The sequence below is a fragment of the Vibrio sp. Vf1514 genome (assembly GCF_052076135.1).
Classification (GTDB): domain Bacteria; phylum Pseudomonadota; class Gammaproteobacteria; order Enterobacterales; family Vibrionaceae; genus Vibrio; species Vibrio furnissii.
Genome location: NZ_CP197267.1, coordinates 650,336 through 675,287, shown reverse-complemented (window position 1 = coordinate 675,287; position 24,952 = coordinate 650,336). Strand labels below are relative to the sequence as shown.

Sequence of the window (24,952 nt, the reverse complement as noted above, 5' to 3'; positions counted from 1 at the left end):
TTCAATCGACTTTGATAACAGAGAATCATTCTAATAGATATTAGGCGGTAAACAACATGGATTTGGGAAAGAAATTACAGACACGTCAAGGTTTTTCGTTAAATTGACATTGAAAATGGTCCAAAGGGATGAAAAAACGCCCAAAAGCAAAAAGCCAGAGCAAGCTCTGGCTTTTTTGAAACATCAATAAATTACAGCGTCTTGACTGGAATTGCGTTTTCGTCCGCCTGTTTCATCTTGGTGCGTTTGGTGCGGTCAATCACATCACCGACCAATTGACCACACGCCGCATCGATATCATCACCACGCGTTTTACGCACGGTCACGGTGTGATCGTATTGCATCAGTGTTTTTTGGAAACGGTCGATGCGCGAGTTGCTTGGTTTTTTATACGGCGAACCCGGGTATGGGTTAAACGGAATCAAGTTGATTTTACACGGCGTGTCTTTCATCAACTGCGCCAGTTCATGCGCGTGTTCAGTGCCATCGTTCACATGATCGAGCAGCACATATTCCACGGTCACTTTGCCACGGTTGGCGTTTGATGAGGCGATGTAACGACGCACCGAGGCAAGGAAGTCTTGAATGTCCCAACGATCGTTGATAGGCATGATTTCGCTACGCAGCGTGTCGTTCGGCGCATGCAATGAGATCGCCAATGCCACGTCAATTTGGCCGGTCATCTGATCCAAGCCGGACACCACCCCGGAAGTCGATACCGTCACGCGGCGTTTCGACAAACCAAAGCCGAGATCATCCAACATGATTTCCAAAGCTGGGATCAGGTTTTTCATGTTCAGCAACGGTTCGCCCATTCCCATCATCACCACGTTGGTGATCGGACGACGGCCAGTCTCTTTTTCCAGACCAATTTCGCGAGCCGCACGCCATACCTGACCAATGATTTCAGACACACGCAGGTTACGGTTAAAGCCTTGCTGAGCAGTGGAGCAGAATTTACATTCCAGCGCACAACCAACTTGAGATGACACACACAGCGTGGCACGGTCATCTTCCGGAATGTACACAGTTTCGACGTCTTGGTCGCCGACACGCATCGCCCATTTAATGGTGCCATCACTGGAATGCTGCGCTTCAGAAACGTACGGCGCACGAATTTCACAACGTTCTTTCAGTTGTTCACGCAGTTTCTTGTTGATGTTCGTCATCTTGTCGAAATCATCACAACCAAAGTGATAGATCCACTTCATGATTTGATCCGCGCGGAACGCTTTCTCACCCAATTCATCAGCGAAATATGCGCGTAAGCCTTTGCGATCAAAATCGAGCAGATTGACTTTTTCTGTGGTCATGTAGCCTCTCAGAGATGGAACAAGAATTAAGGGCGCGAATTGTACAGCCTTTACGCAATGACAACAAGAGCCGCAAATCCATGACTTTACTAAGGCATTAATATTATTGTGATTAAAAAATAGCCACCCAGAACGAGTGTGACTGAGCGTCGTTTCAGGCACAAAAAAGCCCTCATTTCGAGGGCTTTTTCACACCAAATCGAGCTTATTTGCTACGTGGACAAAGCTCAGACTCTGGGAAGAAAAATTCAATTTCGCGGGCTGCAGACGCCGGGCTGTCACTGCCATGCACCGAGTTCAAACGCATGCTGATGGCATAATCTGCACGCAGCGTGCCACACGCCGCCTCTTCTGGGTTGGTTTTCCCCATCAGTTCGCGGTAACGGGCAATTGCATTTTCCCCTTCCAACACCTGAACCATGATCGGGCCAGAGGTCATGAATTCTTTCAGTCCTGGGAAGAATTCTTTGCCTTCGTGTTCAGCATAGAAACCGCTCGCCTGCGCTTCCGTCAGGTGCAGCATTTTGGCAGCAACGATGCGCATCCCAGCTTTTTCGATACGATGGTAAATTTCACCAATCAAGTTACGTTCCACTGCATCGGGCTTAATAATCGAAAATGTTCTTTCAAGAGCCATAAGATGTCCTTTTACTTCTATTGTAGTTATAAAGGGCAGCAGCACGCTGCCCGCGATTTTTCGCTATTATTTCGCGTGATCCAACAGGATACGGGCAACAGTTTTCACGCCCATGCCGGTTGCGCCAGCCGCCCATTTGTCACTGGGCGATTTGCGGTAAGTGCCGGCACAGTCAAGGTGCAGCCAACCGGTTTTGTAGTCGGTGACAAAGTAAGACAAGAAGGCCGCCGCGGTGCTCGCACCCGGCGAGTAATCTCCGGAGCTGATGTTCGACAAATCGGCAAAGCTCGATGGCAGCATTTCACGGTGGAAATCCACCAACGGCAGCGGCCACAAGCCTTCATGCTCTTCTTTCGCGGCGTTCAGCGCATCTTGCGACAATGCGTGATCAAAACTCAGTAGCGCGTGGAAATCGTTACCCAGCGCATTCTTCGCCGCGCCTGTCAGGGTCGCACAATCAATAATCAGTTCCGGGTTTTGCTCTGAAGCGTAAATCAGACCATCTGCCAAGACCAAACGGCCTTCCGCATCCGTGTTCATGATCTCCACGGTTTTCCCGTTTTTATAGGTGATCACATCACCCAATTTCAACGCACGGCCAGACACCATGTTTTCAGCGCAGCACAGGATCAGTTTCACGCGTTTGTTCAGGCCACGCAGGATAGCCAGCCCCAATGCACCGGTGACCATGGCCGAACCGCCCATGTCCGATTTCATCGCAGACATAAAATTAGACGGCTTCAAGCTGTAACCGCCTGAGTCAAACGTGATGCCTTTACCCACCAAGCACGCGTACACAGGAGCGTTTTCATCGCCAGTTGGGTTGAAATCCAGTTGTAGCATGGCTGACGTGCGCTCGGAGCCACGGCCTACCGCAAAGATGCCTTCCCACCCTTCAGTGAGCAGATCTTTGTCTTTCACGATGCGGTAAGAGACGTGCTCAGGTGCCACCGATTTGATGAATTCCGCGGCCATGGTTGCCAGTTGACGTGGCGCCACTTCTTCAGCACTTTTGTTAATGATATCGCGTGCCCAATCTGTCGCTTTGATGCGAGCTTCCAGCTCCGCTTGTTCCGCCTGAGGTAACGCTTTCCATTCCAGCGTATTCAGTTTCTTCGGATCGCGGTAGCCTTGGTAAAACGCCCAAATCGCTTCTAGCGTCCAACCGTCGCCATCCAGCATGAGCGAACGCAACCCTTGGTTATCCAATTTGCGCGCTGCGCGCTGAATCGCGCCTAAATCATGAGATTGCTCAAGGTGAATCACTGCACCTTGTTCTGAAAACGAAAGTAACGCCTTTTCTCCCCACTGAGGCTGAGCAGAATCTTGGCTAATCAATACAGACATCTGTGTAGACATGGTTTCTCCTTGTCCTTGTCGTGGCGTGATCTTGGCCACGTCGAATAATTAACGTTCGGATGTTAGCATTTTGTCAGGTAAAAATGTCAACTTGATAAAAAAACGGACCATCAGGCCCGCTTTTTTTAGTAAAAACTGTTAACTTGGCTCCGTTTTGGAGCAGCACGTCCAGCGGACTAGTCGCGTTCGTCCATCCAACACAGGATGATCGCTTCCAAAATCTTTTCGTTCGAGCGATTTGGCTCATCGTCAAACTCTTCCAGATCCAGAATCCACTGGTGCAGATCGGTAAAACGTACGTTTTGCGGATCAACATCCGGGTATTGGTCACACAGCTCAATCGCGATATCGCGCGAATCTGTCCATTTCATGTCAACGTTCCTAATGCAAAGTGGCCTCGGCTACAGTGTAGGCGAGGCACACGAATTAATGATCTTCCGATGCGTGGTTCAGAGAGTACTTAGGAATTTCAACCACTAAGTCTTCATCTGTCACACGAGCCTGACAGCTCAGTCGGGATTCCGGCTCTAGGCCCCACGCTTTGTCGAGCATATCGTCTTCCAGTTCATCACTCTCTTCCAGAGAATCAAAACCTTCGCGAACGATGCAGTGACAGGTGGTGCATGCGCACGATTTCTCACACGCATGATCAATACCGATACCGTTTTTCAATGCCACATCAAGAATCGTTTCCCCGGGTTGCGCTTCTAGGACCGCGCCCTCCGGACAAAGGGTTTCATGAGGCAGAACAATAATCTTTGGCATGTTGGTTATCTCTTCAAATCTCGTCAACAGAATGACCGGCCAGTGCAGCACGAATGGACTTATCCATACGACGCGATGCAAATTCCTGACTGGCTTTGTCGGTATCTTTAATGCCCTGTTCAATGGCATCAGCGTTGTCGCCATTGCGCAGTTCAATTAGTTTTTCAATCGCTTGCAGCAGCGCTTGGCGCTCTTCTTCCGTCAGCAAATCATCGCCATCGGCTTGCATCGCAGAAATCAGACCTTCAATCACGCGGTCCGCTTCAACACGCTGTTCCACCAACGCACGCGCCTGCATGTCATCTTTGGCGTATGCCATCGAATCTTTCAGCATGTTGGCCACTTCGTCGTCGCTCAGACCATAAGATGGTTTGACCTGAATTTCAGACTGAACACCGGTGCTCTTTTCCATCGCCGTCACCGACAACAATCCGTCTGCGTCCACTTGGTAAGTCACACGAATGTGCGCCGCACCAGCAGCCATTGGCGGAATGCCTTTGAGTGAGAAACGAGCCAGCGAACGACAATCGTCCACCAATTCACGCTCTCCTTGCACCACGTGCACGCTCATCGCCGTTTGACCATCTTTGAAGGTGGTAAACTCTTGCGCGCGCGCAACTGGAATCGTGGTATTGCGTGGAATGATTTTCTCCACCAGACCACCCATGGTTTCAATGCCCAGCGACAGCGGAATGACATCCAACAGCAGCATTTCGGAATCCGGCTTGTTGCCCGCCAGAATGTCGGCTTGAATCGCCGCCCCAATCGCAACCACTTCGTCTGGGTTGATGCTAGTCAGGGGCGTACGTCCAAAGAACTCGCCAACCATCTCACGTACAAATGGTGTGCGCGTTGAACCACCGACCATCACCACATCAAGCACATCTTCTGCTGTAACGTCTGCGTCTTTCAGGGCACGACGACACGCCATTAAGGTTTTTTTCACCAGAGGTTGAATCAGTTCGTTCAACGTCTCGCGGCGCAATGAACCTTGCCAACCCAGCACGCTGACGTCGGCAACATCCGCATCAGTTAGCGCAATTTTAGCTTGGGTCGCAGCGTTGATCAGCGCGCGATAGTTCTCGGCACTGAGTTTACCTTCCACGCCGATTTGAGCTTGCAGATAGTCAGCAATCAAGTGGTCAAAATCGTCGCCACCCAACGCAGAATCGCCGCCAGTTGCCAGCACTTCAAACACGCCTTTTGACAGACGCAGAATCGAAATATCAAACGTACCGCCGCCGAGATCGTAGACTGCAATCACACCTTCTTGACCAGAATCGAGGCCATAGGCAATTGCGGCCGCCGTCGGTTCGTTCAGCAAACGCAGCACATGTAGCCCAGCCAGATTCGCGGCATCTTTGGTGCCTGCGCGCTGCGCATCATCAAAATAAGCCGGTACCGTGATCACCACGCCAGCCAGTTCACCGCCCAGCGTGTTTTCAGCACGTTTGGCCAGTGATTTGAGAATATCGGCGGAAACTTGAATCGGGTTTTTGTCACCCTGTTCGGTTTGTAGAATTGGCAGGCCGTTGTCGCTCGCTTTGAAACGGTAAGGCAAGTTGGTGTAGCGAGTTTGGATGTCGTGCAGGGAACGACCGATCAGGCGTTTGACCGAAATGATGGTATTTTCAGGATCAGCCTGCGCTTTATCGCGTGCGTCGTAGCCAACCACACTCTCTTCGCCAGAGTAGTTCACGACCGAAGGCAGGATGCTTCGACCTTGCTCATCTAGCAAAGTGTCTGCGCTCCCGCTACGCACGGAAGCAACCAGTGAGTTGGTGGTGCCTAGATCGATGCCCGCGGCTAGCTTTTGCTCATGGGGCGCCGAGCTTTGACCAGGCTCTGCAATCTGAAGTAATGCCATGGATGGGTCCTTTTATTTGAACTAGCCGAGCAGCTTGTCTTCCACTCGTTCTATTTCAGTTTTTAATTTGGCAATAAATTTAAGTTTACGTACGGTGTCAGCAGCAGTTTCCCATTGCCCGTCATTGAGCTCATGTTCAACCTGAACCAAATGTTGTTTGTACATTTTGCTGACTTTGCCATCAAAATCAAACAAGGTACTTTCTGGATCAGTACTGCGTTCGACCGCTTCAAGTTCTTCACGCAATTCCATCTGTTCCATCAGGAACATGGGATCCTGCAGCGTTTGTTGCTCACCACGAAGCTCAACGCCATTGAGTGACAGCAGGTATTCTGCGCGATTGATTGGGCTTTTCAAAATTTGGTGGGCGTCATTAATTTGCGCCGCTTTCTGGACCGCTAACAGGCGATCCCGCTCAGACGCGGTGGCAAAATTATCCGGATGGAAACGCTTTTGCAACTCACGGAACTGAGAAGAAAGAAGGCTACCATCCAGATCAAACTGAGTTGGTAGCCCAAATAATTCAAAGTAATTCATGTAAAACCGGTCCTTCATATTCGGCGACAGGCAGCAACAACCGCCTGCAACACCGAGATTTAACCGTTAAACGTTGAAGCTTTCACCACAACCACATTCACTTTTCGCATTTGGGTTGTTGAACTCAAAACCTTCGTTTAACCCTTCTTTCTTGTAATCGAGCTGAGTGCCGTCGAGGTAGACTAGGCTTTTGCTGTCGATGATCACTTTCACGCCGTGATCTTCAAACACCTCATCTTCTTCGTTGAGTTCATCCACGAATTCCAACACGTAAGCCATACCCGAGCAGCCTGTGGTTTTTACACCCAGACGTAAACCAACCCCTTTTCCCCGGTTATCCAGGTAAGATTTGACTCGGCTTGCTGCGGTTTCGGTTAAGGTAATGGCCATACTACAACCTTTGATTCTCAATTAATTAAAGGGGGGAGCAGCGTGTGCTCCCTTATGAATTACAGTTCGTGTTTTTTCTTGTAATCAGCAACAGCCGCTTTGATTGCATCTTCTGCCAGAATTGAACAGTGAACTTTCACTGGTGGCAACTCAAGCTCTTCTGCAATTTCAGAGTTCTTGATGGATGCGGCTTCATCGATAGATTTGCCTTTCACCCACTCGGTTACCAATGAACTGGATGCGATTGCGCTACCGCAGCCGTAAGTTTTGAACTTCGCATCTTCAATAATGCCTTCTGGAGACACCTTGATTTGCAGACGCATCACGTCACCACATGCTGGCGCACCAACCATGCCGCTACCGATGGATGGATCTTCTTTATCGAAAGAACCAACGTTACGTGGGTTCTCGTAGTGATCAATTACTTTTTCGCTGTATGCCATGATAGTTACCTCAAATCCTCTATATCCCTGGAACGATTAGTGGTGAGCCCATTCAACAGAACTCAGATCCACACCCTCTTTATACATATCCCATAGAGGAGACATGTCGCGTAGTTTGTTTACCGCTACACGAATCAGTTCGATTGCGTAGTCGACTTCTTCTTCTGTCGTGAAACGACCGAAAGAGAAACGAATAGAGCTGTGCGCCAGTTCGTCATTCAGACCCAGTGCACGCAAAACGTAAGATGGCTCCAAGCTTGCCGATGTACACGCACTGCCTGACGATACCGCGATGTCTTTCAGAGACATCAGCAGCGACTCACCTTCAACAAATGCAAAGCTGATGTTGAGGTTGTTTGGCAGACGTTGTTTCAAATCACCGTTGATGGTGACTGCTTCCATATCGCTGATGCCATTCAGCATGCGATCGCGCAACGCAACAGCGTGCTCGTAGTCTTTTTGCATCTCTTCTTTCGCGATGCGGAACGCTTCGCCCATACCCACGATTTGGTGAGTCGCCAGAGTACCAGAACGGAAACCGCGCTCATGGCCGCCACCGTGCATCTGAGCTTCCAGACGAATACGGGGTTTACGACGCACGTACAGTGCACCGATGCCTTTAGGACCGTAAATTTTGTGAGCCGATAGAGAGATGAGGTCCACTTTCATGGCCTGAACGTCGATTGGTAGCTTACCCGCAGATTGCGCTGCATCAACGTGGAATACGATTTTACGTGCGCGGCATAGTTCGCCAATCGCCGTGATGTCTTGAATCACACCAATTTCGTTGTTCACGTGCATGATAGAAACCAGAACTGTGTCATCACGCATCGCGGCTTCCAGCTTGTTCAGGTCAATCAGGCCGTTAGTTTCTGGCTCAAGGTAAGTCACTTCAAACCCTTCACGCTCCAGCTGGCGCATGGTATCCAGCACCGCTTTGTGTTCGGTTTTGCAAGTAATAACGTGCTTGCCTTGTTTTTGATAGAAGTGCGCAGCACCTTTGATCGCCAGGTTGTCTGACTCTGTGGCACCCGAAGTGAAGACAATTTCACGTGGGTCTGCATTGAGAAGATCCGCAATTTGCTCACGCGCGGTGTCTACCGCTTCTTCTGCCTGCCAGCCATAACGGTGGGAGCGCGAGGCCGGGTTACCGAAGTTACCGTCCATCGTCATACACTGAACCATCTTTTCAGCAACACGCGGATCGACTGGACAAGTTGCTGAATAGTCTAAATAAATTGGCAGTTTCATTTTTTACTCCAATGTAAACATTGCCGCTACGAGCGAACGTTAATACCAACGGGTGCCGCACCAACGGTGACTGTGTTTGAATTTTTGTGTGCAAGCCCTTGGCTAACCGCGAGATCAATATCTTGGCGGTCTGAAATTTCTAAGACTTCGTTGTCAATCATCAACTCACCTAAGGTGATGTTGTTCAGGAAGTCGCTGATGCGTGAACTGAGATCACGCCACAGAGTGTGCGTTAAACAACGCGTGCCACCCTGACAATCGCCCTTGCCATTGCACTTGGTTGCATCAACAGATTCGTCAACTGCAGCAATGACCGTACCGATTGAAATCGTATTCGCGTCAGAACCCAGACGGTAACCGCCCCCAGGTCCGCGTACGCTCGCCACTAGGCCAGCTTTACGCAGCTTAGAAAACAGCTGCTCTAAATATGAAAGCGAAATACCTTGGCGCTCTGAAATGTCCGCCAGGGGTACCGGGGTTTGTTGCGAATGCAGAGCCACATCTAACATGGCTGTCACTGCATATCTTCCTTTAGATGTAAGTCTCATATCACACCGTATCCACATTGTTTCTGTGGATAGAAGTTTTTCATACCTGACAAAATTGGTCAAGTATTTATTTGACTAATTTAGTCGGGTATTTAACCCCGACCGAAATGTGGTCATTTTTTATGCAGCGCTTGTTTTTCTATGGCGGTGAGCACACCGCGCAGAATATTTAATTCCTGCTCTTCCGGACGCGCACGGCTAAACAGGCGACGCAATTTATTCATCACCTGGCCAGGCTTCTCTTCAGAGATAAACTGGGTCTGCACCAACACTTTTTCAAGGTGGGTGTAGAATAATTCCAATTCGTTGTGACGGGGATACGCCGCTTCGGACATTGTTGGAAACTGAGATTGCTGTCGATTCAGATGCGCCACGCGAATTTCATAGCACAGCGTCTGCACGGCCATCGCCAGATTCAAGGAACTGTATTCCGGGTTGGCTGGAATACTCACGTGGTAATGGCACTTTTGCAGCTCATCGTTGGTGAGGCCGGTTCGTTCGCGACCAAACACAATTGCCACAGGATGCTGCTCGCCTTCGACGGCGAACTTTTCACCGCATTCGCGAGGATCGAGCATTGGCCATTCCAGCGTACGAGAACGCGCACTGGTCCCCACCACTAAGCCACAATCGGCAATGGCACTGTCCAACGTGTCAACAATCTGCGCGTTGAGCGCAATATCGCTCGCGCCCGCTGCCAGTGCAATCGCTTGGGCGTCCACTTCACATTGTGGGTCCACCAATACCATCTGCTTGAGCCCCATGACTTTCATCGCACGGGCGGCAGAACCGATATTTCCTGAATGTGAAGTTCCGACTAAAACGACTTTAACATTGTCTAACATTGACTTATTGCACCACTCAATTTATAGCCGCAGAATCTTAACATAAACCTGAGTAAAATGGTCGACCCTTTGTTCGCATCATTCTTAAGTGAGCAAAAAATAACCACTTCCCTTTTGCAAAAGTTTTGATATACTGCCCGCCGCTTTTTCGTTCTTTAACATCCTTTGGGAAATTCGTATGCATCCAATGCTAAACATTGCTATTCGCGCAGCGCGAAAAGCAGGCAACCATATTGCCAAATCTCTAGAAAACGCTGAGAAAATTGAATCAACTCAGAAAGGCACGAACGACTTTGTCACCAACGTCGACAAAGAAGCAGAAGCTATCATTATTTCAACGATCAAAAGCTCATACCCAGAGCACTGCATCGTTGCCGAAGAAGGCGGTCTTATCGAAGGAAAAGATAAGGACGTACAATGGATCATCGACCCTCTGGATGGCACCACTAACTTTGTGAAAGGTCTTCCTCACTTCGCGGTTTCTATCGCGGTTCGCTTCAAAGGCAAAACTGAAGTTGCCTGTGTTTACGATCCAATGCTCAATGAACTGTTTACCGCACAACGTGGTTCTGGCGCACAGCTGAACAACGCGCGTATTCGTGTTCAACCGATTAAAGATCTGCAAGGCGCCGTTCTCGCAACAGGTTTCCCATTCAAACAGAAGCAGCATTCTGAATCTTTCATGAAGATCATCTCTGCGCTGTTCATTGAGTGTGCAGACTTCCGTCGCACTGGCTCTGCCGCGCTGGACCTGTGCTACCTCGCGTCTAACCGTGTTGACGGTTACTTTGAGTTGGGTCTGAAACCTTGGGACATGGCTGCAGGTGAACTGATTGCTCGTGAAGCTGGCGCTATCCTGACAGACTTCGCTGGCGGCACTGATTACATGAAATCTGGCAACATCGTTGGCTCAAGCCCACGCGGTGTGAAAGCCATTCTGAAACACATCCGTGAAAACGGCAACAGCGCGATTCTGAAATAAGAACGCCCTGACAATGCCAGCCCGTCACAGCTGATAAAAAGCCCCGCATCCGCGGGGCTTTTTTATACCTGAGGGTTAGCACTCACTTTGATGTCAACAGTGCCAACACATCTTGCGTACTGCCGGTTTCCGCCAAGCGGGGGAAAATCGCCTGAATCGCATGCTGGTGATTCTCGAGGTTCAAATCCGTCATCGCATCGGTGCAGAGCGTGACATGGTAGCCGAGTTCAAACGCCTGACGCGCAGTCGATTCCACGCCAATACTGGTTGCGATACCCACAATGACCACTTGCGTTACGCCCAACGCTTGCAACTGCTGATGCAAGTCGGTGTGCATGAACGCGCCCCACGTACGTTTGGTGATTCGAATGTCATCGTCTTGGTCATGCAGTTCCTTCACCAACATCGCCCAGTTGTCGGGCAATGCATGCGCTCCCAATTGCTGGTCAGTCCGCCCCGGCGCGCTGCCAGCCACATTCACCAACACCACCGGCCGCGCCTGTTGATGAAAGGCATCAATCAAACGATTGGCCTGCTCAATCACACCCGGCACGGTCTGTTGAGGCGGCAACGCCACAATACCGCATTGCAAATCAATCACAATCAAAGCGGTGTGAGAATCGAGTTGAGTAATCGCCATAAAAGCATCCTGTGAGTTGCGGGAGTCCTAGAGACGCCGAGATAAGAAAAAAGCCACTGAATCATCAGTGGCTTTCGCGTCGTTAAGGCAGTTGGTCGAGGTCTGCACCTTCTTTTTCCACTTGTTGTGGAAGTAGGTGTTCTCGAGTAATGCCGAGTTTCAGCGCCAATGCCGATGCAACGTAGATAGAGGAGTAAGTACCGACGGTAATCCCCAACAACAAAGCCGTCGCAAAACCATGAATGTTCGCACCGCCCTGAACAAACAGAGCAATCACCACGAACAAGGTGGTCCCGGAGGTGATCAACGTACGGCTCAGCGTTTGCGTGATAGAGCTGTTGATGATCTCTGTCGATTCACCCTTACGCAGTTTGCGGAAGTTTTCACGAATCCGGTCAAACACCACGATGGTATCGTTGAGCGAGTAACCGACCACCGTCAGCAGCGCTGCCACAATGGTCAAGTCCACTTCGATTTGCATCAGCGAGAACACGCCAAGCGTAATGATGACGTCGTGCGCCAAAGACATCACGGCACCAGCAGCCAAACGCCATTCAAAACGCACGGAGACGTAAATCAGAATACAGATCAGAGACGCAATGATCGCCAGACCGCCTGCTTCTGTCAGTTCGTCACCCACGTTTGGGCCCACGAATTCAATTCGGCGCATTTCAACCGCTTTGCCCGTGCCGTCTTTGATGGCTTCCAGAATCTGGTTACCCAGCACCTGACCGGCCATGTCGTCACGTGGACGCAGGCGCACCATCACTTCACGCGCAGAACCAAAGTTTTGCACCGTTGCATCACCAAAACCTTTGGCTTCAAGGGATGAACGAATCTCTTCCAAGTTCGCTGGCTGTTCAAAGCCAACTTCAATCAGCGTACCGCCGGTGAAGTCTAAGCCCCAGTTCAACCATTTGGTCGACAGCGTAAAGATCGATGCACCGATCATCAGCAGCGACAGCATGAAGGTGACCTTCGACCAACGCATGAAGTCGATCGTTTTCTCTGCTTTCAGAATTTGAAACATAATAATTCCTGGCCTTAGATCGACAATTTGTTGATACGTTTACCACCGTACAGCAGGTTGACGATGCAACGCGTGCCGATAATCGCAGTAAACATGGAGGTCAAAATACCGATCGACAGCGTGACCGCGAAGCCTTTAATCGCCCCCGTCCCCACAGCAAACAGAATGATTGCGGTGATGAGCGTGGTGATGTTGGCATCGGCGATGGTGCTGAACGCGTTGGCATATCCTTGGTGAATCGCTTGTTGTGGGTTGCGTCCTTCACGGAGTTCTTCACGAATACGCTCGAAGATCAGGACGTTGGCGTCGACCGCCATCCCCACCGTCAGCACGATACCCGCAATACCCGGTAGCGTCATGGTCGCGCCTGGAATCATCGACATCACACCGATAATCAACACCAAGTTAGCGGCAAGCGCCACGTTGGCGATCAGACCAAACTTACGGTAATACAACGCCGTGAAGATCATCACCGCCAGCAAGCCCCAGATACACGCTTGAATCCCCATGTCGATGTTTTGCTGACCCATTGATGGACCAATGGTGCGCTCTTCGACAATCGAGATCGGTGCAATCAACGCACCAGCACGCAGTAGCAGTGCCAAGTTGTGCGCTTCGGCAACCGAGTTAATCCCCGTGATGCGGAAGTTACGACCCAACGCCGATTGAATCGTCGCTTGGTTGATCACTTCTTCATGCTTGGCCAGAATCACTTTGCCTTCTGCGGTTTTCTCGCCACTGTCTTTGTACTCAGCAAACACGGTCGCCATCAACTTGCCAATGTTCTTTTTCGAGAACGCTGACATTTTGCTGCCACCTTCGCTGTCCAGTGAGATATTCACCTGCGGACGACCATATTCATCCGTGCTTGAACTTGCATCTGTGATGCTTGAACCGCCCAGAATCACACGTTTTTTCAGCACAACCGGACGGCCAGAGCGATCCAGTTTGATTTCGCTGCCCGCAGGTACACGACCGGCTGCTGCTGCGGCTAAATCGGCTTGATCATCCACTTCACGGAATTCAAGCGTCGCCGTTGCGCCTAAGATTTCTTTAGCACGTGCCGTATCTTGAACACCCGGCAGTTCAACCACAATACGGGTTGCGCCTTGACGTTGAACCAGTGGCTCCGCCACACCCAATTCGTTCACACGGTTACGCAGAATGGTAATGTTCTGCTCAACAGCGTAATTGCGAATCTCTTGCAGGCGAGCCTCAGTAAAGGTGGCAGTCAGAGTGAAACGACCTTCGGTGCCTGAAGGAACAAACGTCATGTCACGGTGCTTCGATTCCAGGGCTTTACGCGCTTGCTCAACCTGTTCGGCATCGCGCAGCGTAATTTCCACAGAGTTCGCCAGCGGGCGAATCGCACGGTAACGGATTTTTTCTTCACGCAGTTCACTGCGGAAAGCTTCTTCTTGTTGGCCAATCAGCTTTTCCATCGCCGCATCCATGTCCACTTCCATCAGGAAGTGCACACCACCTCGCAAGTCGAGACCGAGTTTCATTGGCGCAGCGCCAATCGATTCCAACCAACTTGGTGTTGAAGCAGCAAGGTTTAACGCCACAATCTTGTCACTGCCTAACGCTTCGCTGATTACGTCGCGGGCACTGATTTGCGTATCGGTGTCGTTAAATCGAACAAGAATGGATCCATCTTCGAGAGCAATGGATTTATGAGAAAGGTGCGCCGTATCGAGCGCTTTGGTGACAGCATCCAGCGTTGACATATCTACAGAGGCGCCACGCGCCCCTGTAACTTGAATAGCCGGATCTTCACCGTAGATATTTGGAAGTGCATACAAGGCAGAGATGGCAATGGCGAACACCACCATCAGGTACTTCCACAATGGATAACGGTTTAACACAGCGAGGATCCTCTAGCTGTTTTTATAGAGATTTCAGTGTACCTTTTGGCAGCACTGCAGTGACGAAGTCTTTTTTGATCACAACTTCATTGTTTGTGTTCAATTCGATGGAGATGTAGTCGTTGTCTTCAGCAATCTTCGTGATTTTGCCAACCAGACCACCGCTCGTCAGAACTTCGTCGCCTTTGCCCATGGAAGCCATCAGGCTCTTGTGCTCTTTCACACGCTTTGACTGTGGGCGGTAGATCATGAAGTAGAAGATCACCGCGAACATGCCCAGCATGATCAGCATTTCAAAACCACCACCTTGTGGGGCACCTTCACCTGCTGCATGTGCTACAGAAATTAGACTCATTGAGAAACGTCCTCTAAGTTATTGTTGTGTAATTTTCGATTCTATTGGGCTACGCCAGGTTAAATTCAAGCACCTCGGTGCACAAATCCAACCTGGCGCACGAAATCACGCCTTTTCTTTTTGCAGCGGTGGCACGTCGCGGTCGCGGCGCGCGTAGAATTCCGTTACAAATTCATCAAAGCGGTCTTCATCAATCGCGCGACGAATGCTCTCCATCAAACGCTGGTAGTAGCGCAGGTTATGGATCGTATTCAAGCGTGCACCCAGGATTTCGTTACAGCGATCCAAGTGGTGCAGGTACGATTTAGAATAATTTTTGCAAGTGTAACAGTCACACTGCGGATCCAGAGGTGATGTATCCGTTTTATGTGTTGCATTACGGATCTTGATCACACCGCCAGTCACAAACAGGTGGCCGTTACGTGCGTTACGCGTTGGCATCACGCAGTCAAACATGTCGATACCGCGGCGAACACCTTCCACCAGGTCTTCCGGTTTGCCCACGCCCATCAGGTAACGGGGTTTATCTTCCGGCAGTTGTGGACAGGTGTGTTCCAGAATGCGGTGCATATCTTCTTTCGGTTCACCCACGGCCAAACCACCGACCGCGTAACCGTCAAAACCAATTTCAGTCAGGCCTTTGACCGACACATCACGCAAATCTTCATACACGCCGCCCTGAACGATACCAAATAGGTTGTTCGGGTTTTCTAGCTTGTCGAAGTGATCGCGTGAACGACGAGCCCAGCGCAGTGACATCTCCATTGATTTCTTCGCTTCGTCGTGTGTCGCCGGGTAAGGCGTACATTCGTCGAAGATCATCACGATGTCCGAGCCAAGGTCTTTCTGAATTTCCATCGACTTTTCTGCGTCCATGAAAATTTTGTCACCGTTCACCGGGTTGCGGAAATGCACCCCTTCTTCGGTGATTTTGCGAATGTCGCCTAAACTGAAGACCTGAAAACCGCCTGAGTCGGTCAGAATTGGGCCTTGCCAGTTCATAAAGTCATGCAAGTCGCCGTGCATTTTCATCACTTCTTGACCCGGGCGAAGCCACAGGTGGAACGTGTTGCCCAGCAGGATTTGCGCGCCCGTCGCGGCCACTTCTTCCGGCGTCATGCCTTTTACCGTACCGTAAGTGCCCACTGGCATAAATGCCGGCGTTTGTACTGTGCCACGCTCAAAGGTCAATTGACCACGACGAGCGGTGCCGTTTTTCTTTTTCAGTTCGAACTTAAGTTTCACTAAAGCCTCCAAATGTCAGAGAAACAGTCTGACGGATTATGTATTTTCGCCGCGTCACGCTGGCGTCAATACCACATCGCCCGGAGAAGTGTCCTGACGAGTCATTGTTCATGGTGTTTATGACGAAACGCCTGTCGACTTATGCGTCAACGGTTCGTTTACGAATAAACATCGCATCACCATAACTAAAGAAGCGATATTGCTGCTTCACCGCATGATCGTATGCGGCCATGGTGTGTGCATAACCGGCAAAGGCGCTCACCAACATGATGAGGGTCGATTCCGGCAAATGGAAATTGGTGATCAAACAATCCACCAGTTGGTATTCATACCCCGGGTAGATGAAGATTTCGGTATCGCCAAAGAACGGGACCAGTTCAGTGCCCTTTTTCAGCGCATCTTGTGCTGCGCTTTCCAGCGAACGCACAGACGTGGTACCCACCGCAATAATGCGGCCACCACGGGCTTTGGTCGCGGCAATCGCGTCCACCACCTCTTGCGGCACTTCAACGTATTCCGCATGCATGTGGTGATCGTTGATGTTGTCCACGCGCACAGGCTGGAATGTGCCGGCGCCCACGTGAAGCGTCACGTAAGCAAATTCGACACCTTTCGCCTTGATTTGTTCAAGCAACGCTTGATCAAAATGCAGGCCGGCCGTTGGCGCAGCCACGGCACCTGGCTTCTGGTTGTAGACGGTCTGATACCGCTCTTTGTCCGCATCCTCGTCAGGACGATCGATGTACGGGGGAAGCGGCATGTGACCAATCTGGTTCAGAATGTCCAGCACAACGGTTTCAGCCGTAAAACGAATCTCAAACAGCGCATCGTGGCGCGCGTCCATGACGGCATGAAATTCATCGTTTTCGCCTAAAAACAGTTCGGTGCCTGGCTTGGGAGGCTTCGAGCAACGCACGTGCGCCAAAATCGAATGCTCATCCAGCATACGTTCCACCAGCACTTCCAGCTTACCGCCAGAGGCTTTACGGCCAAACATACGTGCTGGAATCACGCGTGTGTTGTTAAACACCAGTAAATCACCCGGTTCAACACAGTTGAGAACATCCTTAAAGGTGCCATCAACCAGCTCACCGGTGTTGCCGTCTAGCTGCAGCAGACGGCTGGCGGTTCGTTCCGCCATCGGATAGCGAGCAATCAGCTCGTCCGGGAGTTCAAAATGAAAATCTGAAACTTGCATGACTCTTTCTTGATTCTCTTGGCTTTCGCCTTTCTCAGGATAGGTGCGACGGTTTATTTCGCGGCGCGATAGTATATACCCAAGTCATCACAAGATACAGGATTGTGCACGTTTAAAGGCGGGGTTGAAAAGCAAAGGATTGTAATGAAAAGTGACACTTCCTTGACTTGTTACACGCGCACTTACAACAAAAACTGACTGAACTCTCAGATATTTACCCACAAAAAAACTATAGTGATAGACACAAGGTCTGAAGGGCTGACCCCACGGCGTGACTCGCTTCAACGCCTCAGCGTTTCTGATACAAAACTCGATATCAACAAACAGGAGTTGGTTATGATCAAGGTCGAAGACATGATGACTCGCAGTCCCCACACTTTATTGCGTTCGCATACCTTGGCTGATGCCCGTCATATGATGGAGGCGCTGGACATTCGCCATATTCCGATTGTCGATGCCAATCGCAAATTGCTTGGCATTGTGACCCAGCGTGACATTCTCGCCGCACAGGAATCAAGCTTGCAAAAACTCTCTGCCGAGCACTCCTACACCGCCGACACACCGCTGTACGAAATGATGCACACCGAAGTGATGAGTGTGGCGCCGCAAGCTGGGCTCAAAGAGAGTGCGCTGTACATGCAAAAACACAAAGTGGGTTGCTTACCTGTAGTGGCCAAAGGGGAACTTGTCGGCATCATCACGGACAGTGATTTTGTCTCCATCGCCATCAATTTGCTGGAATTGGCCGAAGAGAGTGAACCCGATGAAGTGGAGCAAGACGCCGATTTAGATACCACGGAACTGTGATTCATCCGTGCGATGAATCGAAAGAAGCCAAAAATACATTCGCCAAGCCATCCGAGTCAGTAATGACTAAACTTGGCGTAAGAAATAACTGACACTGAAAATTTCACTTAAATAACAATAAATTAGAAAATATAAGCTACTGAGGCATTTTTGTTCAAACGCCGTATTGCGTCTAATATCGCGCGCAAATCAACTCATGCAAAAGCGAACAAACAATGTTTCACCGACTTCGGAAAATATCGCACAAGATATTCATGATCATCACGGTCAGTAGCTTATCAGCGCTCATCCTTGCAGCCTCCAGCTACCTGTCTATTTCCGGCATCAGCCACAACTTCGAGTACTTTACTGCCAACAACTTGGCCAACAACAACGCTTCCCTCATGCAAGAAGAGATGTTGATGACGCGCATCGGCGTACTCACATATCGCACCACACAAAACAGTCAAGATCTGCGCGAGGCCATGCTGCATTTGGATAAGTCTGAGCAACTGATTCAAAACCAGTTGCGCGACTATCCCGACAGCCGGACCCAAACGGCAATGAATCGAACGCTCAGAGAGGTTCAGGAGTATCGCAATGCGCTCACCGAAGTGAGCAACGTGATGCAACAGCGTGACGATGTCATTCAAAACTTTAACCGCCGACATGAACAGATTCGAACTTACTTCTCTCAACACAATTCTCGATTCGCGCAAGTCCGCCAGTTGAACGAACGTTACACGCTGGCGCACAACATCACGCTGCGTTTTCTGCTGACGAATGCACTCAAAGATTATGAAGAAGCCGATGAGACTTACAGCCAAGTGGAAACCTTGATCGATCAATCCGACGCCAATTTCTCTGCGCCACTGATCGAATTGATTCAAGGACAACGGGGAATTTTGCAAGAAATCGAACGCATCATCGTTCATCGCAACCACTTGTGGGATACCCAAATGGCCAACCAAGGCAACGACATCGTCAACACCATCAATCAGGTGCGTAGCGATGCCTTGCAAGCCCAAATCGAGTCACGGGAAAGTATTCGCGAGCAAATTGATGAATCCGTCATCGTGGTTCTGACCACGTTTCTCATCTCAACACCGCTGGTGATTTTGCTGTCGATCGTGGTGGCACGCAGCATTACGACGCCGGTTCAGCAAGCAAAAGAACAAGCCGAACGTTTGGCTAACGGCGACATCAAAGCGTGGTATGAGATCAGCGGCAACGATGAAATTTCGCAAATGCAGTCATCGCTGCGCGACATGGAACACAAGTTCCATAACACGCTGACCGAAATTGCAACGTGCAGCAGTTTGCTCTCGGCATCGTCGGAAGAGCTGTCGGTCATCAACCAAGACATTTTGCGTGGCTCAAAGCAGCAGAAAGTAGAAACCGATCAAGTGGCCACTGCGATTCATCAAATGGCAGCCGCGATCACCGAGGTGTCGACCAACGCCAGCGAAGCGTCGAGTAAATCGATCGCCACCAGCGCAGAAGCCAAAGAAGGCCAACTATTGATTGGCACGACCATGGATAAAGTCAGCGAACTGGCCAACACCATGGGGCAACTAAGCCACGACATTTCTGAGCTCAAAACGGGCACAGAAGAAGTCAGCGACGTGATGAACGTGATTCAGAAAATTGCCGAGCAAACCAACTTGTTGGCATTGAACGCCGCCATTGAAGCCGCGCGCGCTGGTGAACAAGGTCGCGGCTTTGCAGTGGTCGCCGACGAAGTGCGTCAACTTGCTCAGCAGACTCAAAATGCCATCGAGACCATTGAACATCAAATTGTCTCCCTGCAACGCAACACCACCACCGTGGTGAAATCGATTGATCACAGCCAAGTGATGCTGGAAGAGACCGTGTCGCAAGCAAAACATGCACAGCTCGCCTTTACCAACATCAGCGAACGCGTGCGTGAGAGCAATGATTTGAACGCTCATATCGCCACCGCCACGGAAGAGCAAAACTACACCGCAGAGTTGATCAACCAAAGTTTGAGTACCATGCGCTCACATGTTGATGAAACGTCAGACATGATTGAACATTGTCACCAAGCGACCAATGAATTGGCGCAAATGTCTGTGACCTTGAACGAACAACTGAGCTTCTTCAAATTGAATGCATAAAATCAATACATAAACGCTATGCAGGCGGCCAATGTGCCGCCTCTTTTTTTTTGGAAAAAAAAGGGAGCTTGATGCGCTCTGTAGTCACTCAAAGCCCCACAAAAAAAGAGCGACCGAAGCCGCTCAAAAGGTGTTGCACAGATTATCGTTGTAACGTACTGAGGTAAGGGAACTCAGTTAAAACTGGTCTTCTTCGGTCGAACCAGTCAGGGCAGTGACCGATGACTGACCACCTTGAATGGTGTTGGTCATCTTGTCAAAGTAGCCGGTGCCCACTTCTTGTTGGTGAGCCACGAAGGTGTAGCCTTTTTCTGCCGCTTGGAATTCACGGCGCTGAACCATTTCCACGTAGTGACGCATGCCTTCGCCCTGCGCGTACGCGTGTGCCAGTTCGAACATGTTGAACCACATGTTGTGAATGCCCGCCAGCGTAATGAACTGGTATTTGTAGCCCATGTCGGCCAGCTCTTGCTGGAATTTCGCGATAGTTTCCGCGTCTAGGTTTTTCTCCCAGTTAAACGATGGCGAGCAGTTATACGCCAGCAGTTGATCAGGGTACTGCGCGTGAATCGCTTCTGCGAACTTACGCGCCTCTTCCAGATCCGGTTTTGCCGTTTCACACCACACCAAGTCCGCGTAAGGTGAATATGCCAGACCACGCGCTATCGCTTGGTCAATGCCAGCACGCACACGGTAGAAGCCTTCAGACGTACGCTCACCAACGATGAAATCCGCATCGTATGGGTCACAATCCGACGTCAGTAGGTCAGCCGCGTTGGCATCGGTACGTGCAATCACCAACGTGGTGGTGCCAGAAACGTCAGCCGCCAATCGCGCCGCCACCAATTTTTGCACCGCTTCTTGTGTCGGAACCAGTACTTTCCCGCCCATGTGGCCACATTTTTTCACGGAGGCCAATTGGTCTTCAAAGTGCACGCCCGCAGCGCCTGCATCGATCATCGATTTCATCAGCTCATAGGCATTCAACACCCCGCCAAAGCCCGCTTCCGCATCCGCCACGATCGGCAGGTAGTAATCAATTCCACCTTCATCTTCTGGTGATTTGCCGCCAGACCACTGAATTTGGTCAGCACGGCGGAATGCATTGTTGATGCGCTTCACCACGCTTGGCACGGAGTCCACTGGGTAAAGCGATTGGTCTGGATACATGGTGCCTGCGGTATTGTTGTCCGCCGCCACCTGCCAGCCCGACAGGTAAATCGCTTCGATACCGGCTTTCGCCTGCTGCACCGCCTGACCACCCGTCAGCGCGCCCAGACAGTTCACGTAACCTTTTTTCGCGTCGCCATTCACCAGCGACCACAGTTTGTCAGCACCGCGCTGGGCGATTGTATTGGCCGGCGTGACCGAACCACGCAGGTTCACCACTTCTTCGGCAGTATAGGTACGTTTTACGTTTTTCCAGCGTGGGTTGGTTGCCCAATCTTTTTCCAGCGCTTCAATTTGTTGGCGGCGAGTCAGTGTCATAATCTATCCCTTCTTGTAATGCGCAGCGCTCGGCATGCGCATGGTCGTCCTTTTCGCTATCAGTACAACAGGCGCTGATATTGAATCGTTAGTTTCACGTTACTGTTGTTATCAGTGGTATTACGCTAAGTAGTCGTAACCCGGTATGGTTAAGAAATTGGTCAGTTCATCGCTGGTGGTCAGCGTTTCCATCAGTTGCGCGGCTTCTTCAAAGCGGCCTGCGTTGAAGCGTGGCTCACCGACTTCCGCTTTCACCACCTCGATTTCCTCCGCCAGATAATCGCGGAACAGTTGTTTCGTGACTTGCTGGCCGTTGTCGAGCGATTTGCCATGTTGAATCCATTGCCAAATCGAGGCGCGAGAAATTTCTGCCGTGGCGGCATCTTCCATCAGGCCATAGATCGGCACACACCCATTGCCGGAGATCCAAGCTTCGATGTATTGCAGCGCAACGCGAATGTTGTGGCGCATGCCCGCTTCCGTGCGCGGGCCGTCACACGGCGCCAGCAGCTCATCAGCGTAAATCGGCGCATCCGACATGCGGCTCACGTCCAATTGGTTACTGCGCTCGCCCAATACGTGGTTAAACACGTCCATCGCGGTACTGGCTAAGCCCGGGTGCGCCACCCAAGTACCATCGTGACCATTGGTCGCTTCCAACATTTTGTCGTTGCGAATTTTTTCTAGCACCTTGGCGTTCTCCGCCGGATCTTTGGCTGGAATGAAAGCCGCCATGCCGCCCATCGCAAACGCGCCGCGCTTGTGGCAGGTGTAGATCAGCAGACGTGAGTATGCGTTGAGGAACGGCTTGTCCATCGTCACGACTTGGCGATCCGGCAGCACGCGATCGCTATGTTTTTTCAAGGTTTTGATGTAGCTAAAGATGTAATCCCAGCGGCCGCAGTTCAGGCCGACGATATGCTCTTTGAGGGAGAACAGAATCTCATCCATCTGGAACACGGCGGGCAAAGTTTCAATCAGCACCGTGGCCTTGATGGTGCCCGTTTCCAAACCAAAGTAATCTTCGGTGAAATGGAACACATCGCTCCACCACTGCGCTTCTTGGTATGCTTGCAGTTTAGGCAGGTAGAAATACGGACCACTGCCCTTTTTCAGCAATGCTTTGTAGTTGTTGAAGAAATAAAGTGCGAAATCGAACAACGCGCCGGGAATGATCTGACCACCAAAAGTGACGTGTTTTTCTTTAAGGTGCAAACCTCGTACGCGGCAGATCAGCACGGCAGGGTCATCAGCCAACTCGTAACGTTTGCCGTTGTCCGGATTGGTGTAACTGATGGTGCCATTCACCGCATCGCGCAAGTTGATTTGGCCATCTAACACTTTGTCCCACGCAGGCGCCATCGAGTCTTCGAAGTCCGCCATAAACACTTTCACGTTCGCATTCAGGGCATTAATCACCATTTTGCGATCAGTTGGGCCGGTAATTTCTACGCGGCGGTCTTGCAGATCTTGCGGAATCCCCAAGATTTTCCAACTGCCCTCACGAATGTCTTGCGTCTCGGGAAGGAAGTCTGGCAGTTGACCGTGGTCGATTTGACTCTGTTTTTCTTCTCGCGCTGCCAGCAGCGTGTCGACTCGCGGAGCAAACTGAGCACACAACTCAGATAAAAAGGTTTGGGCTTCAACAGGGAAAATCGCCTGATGTGCCGAAGCAAGTGCTCCGGTCACCTCAAGCAGGCCTTCGCGACGGGTCGATTGGGGGTGTGCTAAATCTTTGTCTGGCGTTTGAGCAAGCATAACGTCCTTCCTTAGAATCGTGTCCATATCTCATTTGTAATTTTCAGACTACAAAATTCATCGTGTGTTGATCGGGCTAATTTCGTCATCCGGTGTCCATACATTCCCCAATTCCGGGGATAAGTTCAAGACTTTCGAAGCTAGACATAAGTCTTACAACACTTAATTAAACCTTACCCGATAAGGCATTAAGCGAAAAGACCAAAAGTTAACCCATGGTGAAATTCGAAGTTTTATTCCGTTTCAAACTCGCGCTTGAAATGACAGGCTAAAGTGTAAGTAATTACGTAATTTAATTACACAAACAAAACCGCGTAAAAACGATTTAAAACGGTGTGTGAAGCCACAGACAAGGGAAGGAACGGTTGATGAAACAAGGCAGCGCGTCAAAGCCGCACCGATTTTTGAAACAGGGCTTGCGGTAGAATCTGTAAAATTTACTTTGTGAATTTTTACGATTTTATGAAAGGTTCAAAAATTAGTTTCTGTAAAATTTTACAATTAAAAAGTAACCAACAGAGGAATAAACCAGAAAACACGCCAAAGTCAGCGTGTTTTCACTAGTATTTTTTCAGCTCTCCGGTACGACTATTCGCTAAAGCAGTTCAGAAACCACATCCGCCAAGCGTTCAAAAGTGTGACTGCGCGACGAACTGGGTCGCCATACCAAGCCAATTTCACGATAAGCCTTCTGCCCGGGTGGGTCGATCACCACCAGATTTTGGTTATCGATCAGGCCATGTTCGATCGCCATTTGCGGAATAAAGGTGGTGCCGAGACCATTGGCCACCATTTGCACCAGAGTATGTAAACTGGTTGCCGTGAACGGGTTAATCTTCTCTTTATCCGTGAGTTTACATGCAGACACCGCGTGCTCCGTCAGGCAGTGTTCCTTCTCCAACAGAAACACGGACTCGTCCGGCAAATCGTCATATTTGATCGGCACACGAATGCCATCGGCCTGATGACGGCTCATCACCATGCGAAACGGATCCTGCCCGACAATGCGACGTTCCAGATTGCCAATCTCCATCGGCAACGCCAGAATCAACACGTCCAACTCCCCCGTGCGCAGCGCCGCAAGCAGATTGGCGGTGGTATCTTCCCGTAATAGAAGATGCAAATTGGGGTAACGGACGTTCACTTCCTGCACCAAATCGCACAATAAAAAAGGCGCGATGGTGGGAATGCAGCCCAGTTTCAACTGGCCCTCCATTTCGCCGCCCTGGCACTGTTTCCCCAACTCAATCAGATCCTGACCACGCGCCAGCAGCTCACGTCCACGCTTGACCACTTGCTCGCCAGCATAGGTAAAGACCAGCGGGCTCTTTTTGTCTTTCTTCTCATACAGCGGGCAGCCAATCAGCTCTTCTAAATTTTGAATGCCTTTACTTAAGGTTGACTGACTCACATAGCAACGTTCCGCGGCTTCACTAAAGTGACGCGTTTCATTGAGCGTCACCAAATAATGCAGTTGCTTTAAACTTGGCCATTTATTCATAATTCGGT

Annotated in this window: 24 protein-coding genes; 3 read left to right on the top strand and 21 right to left on the bottom strand. The window is 50.4% G+C overall.

The window, feature by feature from the left end:
- Positions 1-191 precede the first annotated feature (191 nt).
- The 12 genes from ACS18Q_RS03185 to trmJ all read right to left on the bottom strand — a co-directional run bounded on the left by ACS18Q_RS03185 (position 192) and on the right by trmJ (position 9,955).
- Positions 192-1,313, bottom strand: coding sequence for a bifunctional tRNA (adenosine(37)-C2)-methyltransferase TrmG/ribosomal RNA large subunit methyltransferase RlmN (locus ACS18Q_RS03185; protein ID WP_004729401.1), 1,122 nt, complete (start codon positions 1,311-1,313; stop codon positions 192-194).
- A 205-nt stretch (positions 1,314-1,518) separates the two neighbouring features.
- The gene (ndk, locus tag ACS18Q_RS03180) at positions 1,519-1,950 is read right to left on the bottom strand and encodes a nucleoside-diphosphate kinase (RefSeq protein ID WP_004729403.1); all 432 of its coding nucleotides are present in this window, start codon (positions 1,948-1,950) and stop codon (positions 1,519-1,521) included.
- 66 nt (positions 1,951-2,016) lie between these two features.
- Positions 2,017-3,309, bottom strand: a complete 1,293-nt coding sequence (gene pepB / locus ACS18Q_RS03175) for an aminopeptidase PepB (RefSeq protein WP_055465968.1) — start codon at positions 3,307-3,309, stop codon at positions 2,017-2,019.
- Positions 3,310-3,485: 176 nt separating this feature from the next.
- The gene (gene iscX / locus ACS18Q_RS03170; RefSeq protein WP_004729407.1) at positions 3,486-3,680 is read right to left on the bottom strand and encodes a Fe-S cluster assembly protein IscX; all 195 of its coding nucleotides are present in this window, start codon (positions 3,678-3,680) and stop codon (positions 3,486-3,488) included.
- Between the two features lie 55 nt (positions 3,681-3,735).
- The gene (fdx, locus tag ACS18Q_RS03165) at positions 3,736-4,074 is read right to left on the bottom strand and encodes an ISC system 2Fe-2S type ferredoxin (protein WP_004729409.1); all 339 of its coding nucleotides are present in this window, start codon (positions 4,072-4,074) and stop codon (positions 3,736-3,738) included.
- 13 nt (positions 4,075-4,087) lie between these two features.
- Positions 4,088-5,941 (bottom strand): Fe-S protein assembly chaperone HscA, encoded by a 1,854-nt coding sequence (gene hscA, locus ACS18Q_RS03160; protein WP_143680138.1) that lies wholly within the window; start codon positions 5,939-5,941, stop codon positions 4,088-4,090.
- Positions 5,942-5,962: 21 nt separating this feature from the next.
- On the bottom strand, positions 5,963-6,478 hold the full coding sequence (hscB, locus tag ACS18Q_RS03155; protein ID WP_014205651.1) for a co-chaperone HscB: 516 nt from the start codon (positions 6,476-6,478) through the stop codon (positions 5,963-5,965).
- A 66-nt stretch (positions 6,479-6,544) separates the two neighbouring features.
- Entirely contained in the window at positions 6,545-6,868 is a 324-nt protein-coding gene (gene iscA / locus ACS18Q_RS03150; RefSeq protein WP_004729414.1) for an iron-sulfur cluster assembly protein IscA, read from the bottom strand.
- A gap of 59 nt (positions 6,869-6,927) precedes the next feature.
- The gene (gene iscU, locus ACS18Q_RS03145; RefSeq protein WP_004729416.1) at positions 6,928-7,311 is read right to left on the bottom strand and encodes a Fe-S cluster assembly scaffold IscU; all 384 of its coding nucleotides are present in this window, start codon (positions 7,309-7,311) and stop codon (positions 6,928-6,930) included.
- Positions 7,312-7,347: 36 nt separating this feature from the next.
- Positions 7,348-8,562, bottom strand: a complete 1,215-nt coding sequence (locus tag ACS18Q_RS03140; protein ID WP_004729418.1) for an IscS subfamily cysteine desulfurase — start codon at positions 8,560-8,562, stop codon at positions 7,348-7,350.
- Positions 8,563-8,588: 26 nt separating this feature from the next.
- Positions 8,589-9,110, bottom strand: a complete 522-nt coding sequence (iscR, locus tag ACS18Q_RS03135; protein ID WP_081454205.1) for a Fe-S cluster assembly transcriptional regulator IscR — start codon at positions 9,108-9,110, stop codon at positions 8,589-8,591.
- 113 nt (positions 9,111-9,223) lie between these two features.
- On the bottom strand, positions 9,224-9,955 hold the full coding sequence (gene trmJ / locus ACS18Q_RS03130) for a tRNA (cytosine(32)/uridine(32)-2'-O)-methyltransferase TrmJ (protein WP_143680139.1): 732 nt from the start codon (positions 9,953-9,955) through the stop codon (positions 9,224-9,226).
- A gap of 178 nt (positions 9,956-10,133) precedes the next feature.
- Between trmJ and suhB the strand changes: the two genes are divergently transcribed.
- Positions 10,134-10,937, top strand: a complete 804-nt coding sequence (gene suhB / locus ACS18Q_RS03125; RefSeq protein WP_004729422.1) for an inositol-1-monophosphatase — start codon at positions 10,134-10,136, stop codon at positions 10,935-10,937.
- An 82-nt stretch (positions 10,938-11,019) separates the two neighbouring features.
- On the opposite strand, the gene ACS18Q_RS03120 is transcribed toward suhB, so the two are convergent.
- From ACS18Q_RS03120 to queA, 6 genes are all read right to left on the bottom strand, one after another.
- On the bottom strand, positions 11,020-11,577 hold the full coding sequence (locus tag ACS18Q_RS03120) for an isochorismatase family protein (RefSeq protein WP_441257364.1): 558 nt from the start codon (positions 11,575-11,577) through the stop codon (positions 11,020-11,022).
- Between the two features lie 82 nt (positions 11,578-11,659).
- Entirely contained in the window at positions 11,660-12,607 is a 948-nt protein-coding gene (gene secF, locus ACS18Q_RS03115; RefSeq protein WP_004729425.1) for a protein translocase subunit SecF, read from the bottom strand.
- A gap of 14 nt (positions 12,608-12,621) precedes the next feature.
- Positions 12,622-14,475: a protein translocase subunit SecD gene (gene secD, locus ACS18Q_RS03110; RefSeq protein ID WP_004729427.1), complete on the bottom strand. Its 1,854-nt coding sequence runs from the start codon at positions 14,473-14,475 to the stop codon at positions 12,622-12,624.
- 22 nt (positions 14,476-14,497) lie between these two features.
- Positions 14,498-14,830 carry a preprotein translocase subunit YajC gene (gene yajC, locus ACS18Q_RS03105; protein WP_004729429.1) on the bottom strand — a complete coding sequence of 111 codons (333 nt, stop codon included), beginning with the start codon at positions 14,828-14,830 and terminating at the stop codon, positions 14,498-14,500.
- Positions 14,831-14,935: 105 nt separating this feature from the next.
- Complete coding sequence (gene tgt, locus ACS18Q_RS03100) at positions 14,936-16,075, bottom strand: tRNA guanosine(34) transglycosylase Tgt (RefSeq protein WP_055465962.1); 1,140 nt, start codon at positions 16,073-16,075, stop codon at positions 14,936-14,938.
- A gap of 139 nt (positions 16,076-16,214) precedes the next feature.
- Positions 16,215-17,273 carry a tRNA preQ1(34) S-adenosylmethionine ribosyltransferase-isomerase QueA gene (gene queA / locus ACS18Q_RS03095; protein ID WP_055465961.1) on the bottom strand — a complete coding sequence of 353 codons (1,059 nt, stop codon included), beginning with the start codon at positions 17,271-17,273 and terminating at the stop codon, positions 16,215-16,217.
- Between the two features lie 336 nt (positions 17,274-17,609).
- Between queA and ACS18Q_RS03090 the strand changes: the two genes are divergently transcribed.
- Both ACS18Q_RS03090 and ACS18Q_RS03085 read left to right on the top strand, forming a co-directional pair.
- Complete coding sequence (locus tag ACS18Q_RS03090) at positions 17,610-18,080, top strand: CBS domain-containing protein (RefSeq protein ID WP_014205655.1); 471 nt, start codon at positions 17,610-17,612, stop codon at positions 18,078-18,080.
- Between the two features lie 254 nt (positions 18,081-18,334).
- Positions 18,335-20,197: a methyl-accepting chemotaxis protein gene (locus tag ACS18Q_RS03085; RefSeq protein ID WP_172561948.1), complete on the top strand. Its 1,863-nt coding sequence runs from the start codon at positions 18,335-18,337 to the stop codon at positions 20,195-20,197.
- Positions 20,198-20,374: 177 nt separating this feature from the next.
- Here the strand turns inward: ACS18Q_RS03085 and aceA are convergent, their stop codons facing one another.
- The 3 genes from aceA to ACS18Q_RS03070 all read right to left on the bottom strand — a co-directional run bounded on the left by aceA (position 20,375) and on the right by ACS18Q_RS03070 (position 24,944).
- Positions 20,375-21,685 (bottom strand): isocitrate lyase, encoded by a 1,311-nt coding sequence (gene aceA / locus ACS18Q_RS03080; protein WP_004729438.1) that lies wholly within the window; start codon positions 21,683-21,685, stop codon positions 20,375-20,377.
- Between the two features lie 120 nt (positions 21,686-21,805).
- Positions 21,806-23,443 carry a malate synthase A gene (gene aceB, locus ACS18Q_RS03075; protein ID WP_158164991.1) on the bottom strand — a complete coding sequence of 546 codons (1,638 nt, stop codon included), beginning with the start codon at positions 23,441-23,443 and terminating at the stop codon, positions 21,806-21,808.
- Between the two features lie 595 nt (positions 23,444-24,038).
- Entirely contained in the window at positions 24,039-24,944 is a 906-nt protein-coding gene (locus ACS18Q_RS03070) for a hydrogen peroxide-inducible genes activator (protein ID WP_004729444.1), read from the bottom strand.
- Between the last annotated feature and the right edge of the window lie 8 nt (positions 24,945-24,952).